General features: G+C 69.7%; 5 protein-coding genes. 2 read left to right on the top strand and 3 right to left on the bottom strand.

From position 1 onward, the window contains the following. Positions 1–28: 28 nt before the first annotated feature. The 3 genes from BCY78_RS18855 to BCY78_RS18865 form a co-directional block, all read right to left on the bottom strand. On the bottom strand, positions 29–418 hold the full coding sequence (locus BCY78_RS18855; protein WP_068304947.1) for a DUF2237 family protein: 390 nt from the start codon (positions 416–418) through the stop codon (positions 29–31). A gap of 200 nt (positions 419–618) precedes the next feature. Further along, positions 619–864 carry a CDGSH iron-sulfur domain-containing protein gene (locus tag BCY78_RS18860; protein WP_068304949.1) on the bottom strand — a complete coding sequence of 82 codons (246 nt, stop codon included), beginning with the start codon at positions 862–864 and terminating at the stop codon, positions 619–621. Between the two features lie 28 nt (positions 865–892). Continuing rightward, on the bottom strand, positions 893–2068 hold the full coding sequence (locus tag BCY78_RS18865; protein ID WP_068304953.1) for a serine hydrolase: 1176 nt from the start codon (positions 2066–2068) through the stop codon (positions 893–895). A gap of 176 nt (positions 2069–2244) precedes the next feature. Between BCY78_RS18865 and BCY78_RS18870 the strand changes: the two genes are divergently transcribed. Together BCY78_RS18870 and BCY78_RS18875 are read left to right on the top strand one after the other, a co-directional pair. Continuing rightward, positions 2245–3183: a class I SAM-dependent methyltransferase gene (locus BCY78_RS18870; RefSeq protein WP_068304955.1), complete on the top strand. Its 939-nt coding sequence runs from the start codon at positions 2245–2247 to the stop codon at positions 3181–3183. A 44-nt stretch (positions 3184–3227) separates the two neighbouring features. Further along, a complete protein-coding gene (locus BCY78_RS18875; protein ID WP_068304959.1) occupies positions 3228–6074 on the top strand; it encodes a glutamine-synthetase adenylyltransferase in 2847 nt (948 codons plus the stop codon). The last annotated feature ends 21 nt before the right edge of the window (positions 6075–6095 follow it).

Below are 6095 nucleotides of genomic sequence, written 5' to 3' on the forward strand. Positions count from 1 at the left end.
GCCAGCGCGCTTTTCGTCGCGTCCGGCCTCAGCGGTCTCCAACCGGCGGTGCGTCGACGGCATAGAGCTGCAGGATCGACAAGGGCACGATGTCCAGCGCGCGGATATGGGTCGCCTTCAGGCGCACGGCCGGGGCCGCGCCCTCTTCATGCGCCTGCAAGAAGCGCGAGGCGCAGAGGCACCACGAATCGCCGGGCTTCAACCCCGGAAAGCCGTACTCCGGCCGCGGCGTCGTCAGGTCGTTGCCGAGGTACTTGGACAGTGCCAGAAACTCGGCCGTCATCTGTGCGCTGACGGTGTGGCTGCCTTGGTCGGCGGGGCCGGTATCGCAGCAGCCGTTGCGGAAGAAGCCGGTGACGGGGTCGAGCGAACATTCCTCGAGCGGGCCGCCGAGGCAATTGATCGATGGGACTTTCATAACTGGTTACTCCGGGCTGAGGCCCGTCAAAGGGTCTTTGAAATCAATGGCCCCCCATAAACGATGGAGGAAAGGAGGCGGGTGTGGCCGAACAAGCCGCCACACTCGCCTGATGATTGTAGCACGAATAATGCCTTGGGAGGGAAGGATTTTCTCTCGGGTGGCGGGCATCTGCCCAAAGTTTCTGCACCGGCGCTTGGTCAGAGCCCCTTGTGCGTGCCGTCACAGAAGGGCGATTTGTCGCTGTGCTTGCAGCCGCAGAGGAAGGCTTTCTTCGTCGACTCGGCGGTGAATTTCACCGGGGTGAAGTCGCTGCCCTTGTGCGAACCATCGCAAAAGGGTTGGCGCTGGGACTTGCCGCAGGCGCACCAGAAATAGGTTTTTCCCTCTTCGACCTCGACCGGGTAGGGGGCTTTCTGGGCGATGACGGGCTGGCTGTCGGACATGGTGTTCCTTTCGGCTGGCTGGGGTGGGTTAGTTGGTGGGGGGCGAGACGGTCTCGGCAATGGCGCGGAACATCGCGACGTTTTGCGGCATGACCGGGGGCTCTTCGAACAGGCGATCGGCCGAGTTGACGGCGATCACCACGCCGCGGGTGCGGTCAATCCAGATGTTCTGGCCATAGACGCCGCGTGCCCAGGCCTCGCCGGGGCGGGCGTCGGGGGGCAGCCACCATTGATAGCCATAGCCCGTGCCGAATTCGGCCTGATGCGGGCCGGGGGCGGTGCTCTCGGCGATCCAGTCGGCGGGGACGATCTGCTGGCCCTGCCATGCGCCCTCCTGCAGGACCATCTGGCCGATCCGGGCATAATCGCGCGTGGTCAGGTTCAGCCCGCCCAGCACGAAGGCCACGCCCTCGCCATCGGTGACGTAATAGGGATCGCGGTCGAGGCCGAGGGGCTGGAAGATCCGTTCGGACAACAGATCGGGGATGGAGCGGCCGGTCGCCCCCCGGATCACCATGCCGATGACATGCGTATCGATGGAGACATAATGCCAGTCCGACCCCGGCGCGGCAGGGCGGCGGGCGGTCTGGCCGGCCGCAAAGCCATCCATCGATCCGCCAAGCGCCAACACCCGGCCCATGCGGTTGATGTCGGACCAGAAGTCCAGATAATCCTCGTTGAAGGCCACGCCCGAGGACATGCGCAGCACGTTGCGGATCGTCGCGCCGTCATAGGCCGAGCCGCGCAGCGCCGGCGCGTATTGCGTCACCGGCGCGTCAAGGTCGGGGATGGTGCCATCGGCCACCAAGGTTCCCAGCAGCAGGGACAGGGCGCTCTTGGCCACGGACCAAGAGATGCGCGGATCGTCCTGCGCGGTGCCGAGGCGGTATTGCTCGTGCACGATCTGGCCGTCGTGCAGGACGACAAGGCCGGTCACGCTGCGCTCGGCCAGCCAAGTGTCGAAGCCGTCGGGCATCGGGGCGTCGTCGCCCAGCGGCAAGGCCGAGGGGGTGCCGCCGTCCATGGGGGCGCTCAGGAACAACTGATCCATATGCGAGAAATTGTGGACGATGCGGTCCTCGGAGAACAGCGAGTTGACGGCCATCAGGCGCATCAGCTGCTCGCGCTTCCACAGGCCAACGGCGGCCAGAACGACCAGAAACAGCAGCAGACCCCAGCCCAATCGCTTGAAAAACTTGCGCATACACGACCCTCCACCCGGTCACTGTCGCAGGCTCGCGCAGGAACGCAAGGCGGGACTTGACCGAATCCATGCGCGGCCCTAGATGCGCGCTGCACCGCGCCTTTCAGGCGGTGTTTCCGGGCCTGCCGCCCGGCCGAAACGGCCCCGGCACGTCCCCCTTTTGGACTTTGTGAAGCATGGCATCGTGGGCAGCGTCCTCGGGCGATCTGATCGTGGATCGGCGGTTTGATTTTTTCGAAGGGGTGGCGGGAAGCGGCGGCCCTGGCGGCGCCGGCGCGCTGCTGGCCGAGGCGCTGGGGCGCACGCCCGGCTGGGCGGCTGGCTGGTATCGGCTGGGTGAGTGGCACGAGGCATCAGGCGCCCCGGAGGCGGCCTGCGACGCGTGGGAGAAGGCGATGGCGGCGGATCCTTCGGACATGCTGGGCGCGGGGTTGAAGCGCGACCTCGCCCGCAAGGTGCCGATGGTCGAGGCGATGCCAGCGGCCTTCGTCGAGGCGCTGTTCGACCAATATGCCGAGAAATTCGACACCGCTCTGGTCGACAAGCTGGGCTATCGCGCGCCGTGGCTGCTGCGCGATGCCCTTGGTGGGCGGCGGTTCGCGCAGGCCATGGACCTTGGCTGCGGCACCGGGCTGGCGGGCGAGGTGTTCCGCGCCTCGACCGGCTGGCTGGAGGGCTGCGACCTCTCGGCGGCGATGCTGGGGCAGGCGCAGGCCAAGGGGATCTACGACCGGCTGGAGAAGGCGGATCTGGCCGAGCTGCAGATCGGCGCGCGCTATGACCTGATCCTCGCCGCCGATGTCTTCGTCTACCTCGGTGCGCTGGAGCGGATCGTCGCGTGGTGCGCGGGGTCCTTGACGCCCGACGGTGTTCTGGCCTTCACGGTCGAGGCCGGGTCGGAGCCGCTTGTCCTGCGCGAGAGCCGCCGCTTCGCGCATTCGCGCGGCTATCTGGAGGGCGTGCTGGCCGCCGCCGGTTTCACCGAGCTGACCGTGACCGAGGCGACGATCCGCAAGGACCGTGGCGCGGACATCCGCGGTTTCGTCGTGGTGGCGGGCGGCCTCAACCTGCAGCGCGACCGGCAGGGTGACGGCGAGGATGTCGCGCTGGCCTGATCTGCCGCGTTGACGATCCGGGCCGGGGCGGGGCTAATCGGGACATGGCCGAATTCCTGTCCCGACTCACCCGCTCGCCCCTTGCCCATGACCGCGATCCCGCCGACGAGATCGCCGTGCGGTTCGCCGACCTGCCCGAGGCGCTGCGCGCTCTGCTGGCCGGAACCGCCGGGTGCAGCCCCTTCCTCAAAGGCCTGATGGAGCGCGAGGAAGCGTGGCTGCGCGAGGCCCTGTCTGGCACGCCCGAGGCGGCGTTCGACGGGGTGATGGCCGGCCTGATCCCGGCGCCGCCGACGGAGACCGGCAGCCTGTTGCGACAGGGCAAGCGCCGGGTGGCGCTGCTGGCCGCCTTGGCCGATCTGGGCGGCGTCTGGTCCCTGGAGGAGGTCACCGGCGCGCTCACCCGTTTTGCGGACCTTGCAGTGCAACGCGCCTTCGCGACCCATCTGGCCGAGGAGATCCGGCGCCAGAAGATCCCGGGCGCGGCTGCGGGCGATGAAGAGCGCGGCGCCGGCATGGTGGCCTTCGCCATGGGCAAGATGGGCGCGGGAGAGCTGAATTATTCCTCCGACATCGACCTGATCTGCCTGTTCGACGAAAGCCAGTTCGACCCCGATGACGCGCAGGAGGCCCGGCAGGCCTTCATCCGCGCGACCCGCAAGGCCGCGGCGATGCTCAACGACCATACCGGCGAGGGCTATGTCTTCCGCACCGATCTGCGGCTGCGCCCCGATGCCTCGGTCACGCCGGTCTGCATCTCGATGGAGGCGGCCGAGCGGTATTACGAAAGCCTCGGGCGGACATGGGAGCGCGCGGCCTGGATCAAGGCGCGGCCCTGCGCAGGCGACCTCGCGGCGGGGGCGAAGTTCCAGTCGGTGCTGCGGCCCTTCGTCTGGCGGCGGCACCTCGATTTCTGGGCGATCGAGGACGCCTATGACATGATCCGCCGCATCCGCGAGCATAAGGGCCTTGCCGGGGCGCTGGCGCTGGAGGGGCATAACCTGAAGCTGGGGCGCGGCGGCATCCGCGAGATCGAGTTCTTCACCCAGACCCGGCAGTTGATCGCCGGCGGGCGCGATCCTGAGCTGCGAGCTTCGGACACCGTCGGCGGCTTGCGCGCGCTGGCGGCGAAGCGCTGGGTGCCTGAGGATGTCGCGGCCGAATTGGTGGCAGCCTACCGCGCACATCGGGAGTTGGAGCACCGGTTGCAGATGGTGCAGGACGCGCAGACGCAGATCCTGCCCAAAGCGCCCGAGGATTGGGACCGCATCGCCCGCTTCTCGGGCTGGGCCGATACCGAGGCCTTCCGCGCCGATCTGCGGGCCCGGCTGGAGCGGGTGATGGCGCTGACCGAGGATTTCTTCCAGCCCTCGGAAAGCGCGCCGCGCCCGGTGTTGAGCGATCAGCAACGCGGCATCGTCGCCGGTTGGCGGTCCTATCCGGCCCTGCGCTCGACCCGGGCGCAGGACATCTTCACCCGGCTGGAGCCCGAGATCCTGTCGCGGCTGATGCGGGCGCCCTCGCCGGACGAGGCGATCATCGGCTTCGACCGCTTCCTCAGTGGCTTGCCGGCCGGGGTGCAGCTGTTCTCTTTGTTCGAGGCCAACCCCTCGTTGATCGACCTGTTGTCGGACATCCTGACCACGGCGCCGAAGCTGGGGGATTACCTGTCGCGCAACGCGGGCGTGTTCGATGCGGTGATCGGCGGCGGCTTCTTCGCCGCTTGGCCCGACGCGGCGACGCTGGCACAGAGCTTCGCCCAAAGGCTGGGGGCCGAGCGCGACTACGAGGCGCGGCTGGACGCGGCGCGGGTCTGGACCAAGGAATGGCATTTCCGCATCGGCGTGCATCACCTGCGCGGCCTGATCGACGGGTTCGAGGCGGCCAGCCAATATGCCGCGCTGGCCGACGCGGCGCTGGCCGGGCTGTGGCCGGTGGTCGTCGAGGAATTCGCGCGCAAGCATGGGCCGATGCCGGGCCGGGGCGCGGCGGTGCTGGGCATGGGGTCGTTGGGGGCGGGGCGACTGAATGCGGCTTCGGACCTCGACCTGATCGTGATCTATGACGCAGCGGGGCAAGAGGCCTCGGAGGGGGCCCGCCCCTTGGCCGCACGGCCCTATTACGCGCGCTTGACACAGGCCTTGGTGACCGCGCTGTCGGCGCCGATGGCGCAGGGGCGGCTTTACGAGGTCGACATGCGCCTGCGGCCGTCAGGGCGGCAGGGGCCGGTGGCGACCTCGTTCGATGCGTTCCGGCATTACCAGCAGGACGAGGCCTGGACCTGGGAACATCTGGCGCTGACCCGGGCACGGCTGGTGGCGGGGTCTTCTGAGTTGGGCGATGAGATCGAGGAGTTCCGCAAGGCGCTGTTGGCCGCCAAGGCCGGGGGCGAGAGCGTGACGCAGGACGTGGCCGAGATGCGCGCGCGGCTGCGCGCGGCGAAGCCGGGGCAGGGCGTGCTGGAGGCCAAGGACGGGCCGGGCCGTCTGCAGGATATCGAACTGCTGGCGCAGATGCTGGCGCTGAAGGCCGCGTCCCCCGCCCGGCGGGTAGAGCTGCAGGTGGCAGCCGGACGGCGGGCCGGGCTGATTGGTGCGCCCGAGGCCGAGCGGCTGTTGGGCGCTTATCGGCGGCTGTGGCGGGGGGGGGGGGGGGGGGGGGGGGGGGGGGGGGGGGGGGGGGGGGCCGGGGGGGGGGGGGGGGGGGGGGGGGGGGGGGGGGGGGGGGGGGGGGGGGGGGTGGGGGGGGGGGCGGGGGGGGGGGCGGGGGGGGCGGGGGGGGGGGGGGGGGGGGGGCGGCCCCCCCCCCCCACCCCCCGCCCCCGCCCCGGCGCAGCCCGGGGGCGGCCGGCGGGGGGGGCGTGCGGAAGGGAGGGTTGGTGGGTCGCTTAGGGGGGGGTGGCTCCGCCGGTC

The sequence above is a fragment of the Pararhodobacter sp. CCB-MM2 genome, from assembly GCF_001691415.1.
Taxonomy (GTDB): domain Bacteria; phylum Pseudomonadota; class Alphaproteobacteria; order Rhodobacterales; family Rhodobacteraceae; genus Pararhodobacter.